This is a genomic window from Pseudoflavonifractor phocaeensis, from assembly GCF_016901735.1.
In the GTDB taxonomy this organism is placed as follows: domain Bacteria; phylum Bacillota; class Clostridia; order Oscillospirales; family Oscillospiraceae; genus Pseudoflavonifractor_A.
Window position 1 is genome coordinate 1 of the sequence record NZ_JACLZC010000136.1, and the last position, 1549, is coordinate 1549.

Below are 1549 nucleotides of genomic sequence, written 5' to 3' on the forward strand. Positions count from 1 at the left end.
CGGCCAGCCGCTGCAATCCCTCAAAAGCCCACAGCAGAATACCCTCCACCTCGGCTTTCATCTTCTCGGCAAGGTCAGGATCATCCACACGGCCAGCCGGTTTTTCTTTTGTAGTCAGCACCAGCTGGCGGCGGTAAAATCCGTCGCTCCGGTCAAACAGGGCCTGCAAATCCCCGTTGGAGAAGGCCAGCAGCCGGGCGCACATCCAGCCCTGATAACTCTGCTTCCCCTTGCGCTCCAAATCCATCTTGCCCTGTGCGGTGACGATGGATTTGACATAGTTGGTCTGACGTAGGGCCTCCATTCGCATATCATCGTCCACACACAGCAGGATGTGTTCCAGATCGGCGCGGGCGAAACGGTTCTCTGAGATTTTGCCGATGCTCCCGTCCTTCATATTGTTGCCGAATAGGGCGGCCAGCACCGCGCCGATCTGGCTCTTACCCTCGCCGCCGTTGCCCTTAATGACCATCATCCGCTGTCCCTTGTTGCTGGGAATCAGGCAGTAGCCGATATATTCCTGCAAGGTGGGGATGTCCTCCGGGTAGAGCAGGCCATCCAGAAATTGCAGCCAGAGGACAGGCTTTGGAGCGTAGGGGTTGTAGGCTACGGGAAAGCGGTTGCGGACAATTTTCGGCTTTCCCTCCGCAAAGGTTCCGTCCAGAAAAAGTGTGCCGTTAGAAAGATGAATCCGGTCCGGCTCCGGGGGAAAATCCTCCACCAGTGCTGCCAGCTTTATCAGCTCCACAATGTTGCTGATTTTGCGGGGAATGTTGCTGACCGCACAGTATTTCAGCTCCTCAAAAATCTCTCCCCGCAGGGGCAGTTCATCGGTCACACGGCCTTCGGGCGTGAAAAAAGCCCCGTTTGTGAAGATGATCTTGTGCGTCTGCAAGAACTCCTCACAAAACAGGGCTTCGTTTATGCTTTTGCCATCAAACCAGACGGGCATCCCGTCAAGCTGCGTTTTGTTTTTCATGGGCGCTATCCTCCTTTTTCAGCCTGTCCAGCCGTTCCTCCAAACCGGCGATCAGGCCATCCTTGTTCAGCATTTCCACGATTTTCACCCGCTGTTCCAGCTCGGCGGCAATGAGCAAATCCGCCAGATACTCCACATAGTCCAGCATCTGGCAGGCTTCCACAAACCGGTCATCCTCGTCCTCACAAGCTACATATCCCTCGCTCCCGCCTTGCGGCGAGAGCTCGCTCATTCCGCTGCTCGTCCTCTCCCCAACGGAACCGCTTTGCTGGGTTCCGTTGGGGACCCCAGTTTCATCTGGATGGGATGGGGCATAGTTCTGTTTCCAACCTTCCAGAAGATGCAGATAATCGCACAGTACCCGCAGGCAGCGCACTTCCTCCTGCCGGTATGCTTTCAGCAGAGGACGCTCCGGTTTTGGTAAGGCGATTGCCGCAGGGGGCTTGTCCGGGTCAATCCCGAAATCCTGTGCCAGCTTCTGCGCTGCTTCGTAACTGCTCAGGTCAAATAACCTCGCCACAAGGTCGATTACATCGCCGGTGGCCCCGCAGCCGAAGCAGTAAAAATACC

General features: G+C 56.1%; 2 protein-coding genes. Both read right to left on the reverse strand.

The genetic code is table 11. The annotated features are described in order from the left end of the window. A partial coding sequence (locus H7U37_RS14795; RefSeq protein WP_204876902.1) for a DNA primase family protein occupies positions 1–979 on the reverse strand: 979 nt, incomplete at its 3' end. Next, on the reverse strand, positions 957–1549 hold a 593-nt coding region (locus H7U37_RS15875; RefSeq protein ID WP_243414339.1), incomplete at its 5' end, for a CHC2 zinc finger domain-containing protein. The genes H7U37_RS14795 and H7U37_RS15875, both read right to left, overlap by 23 nt.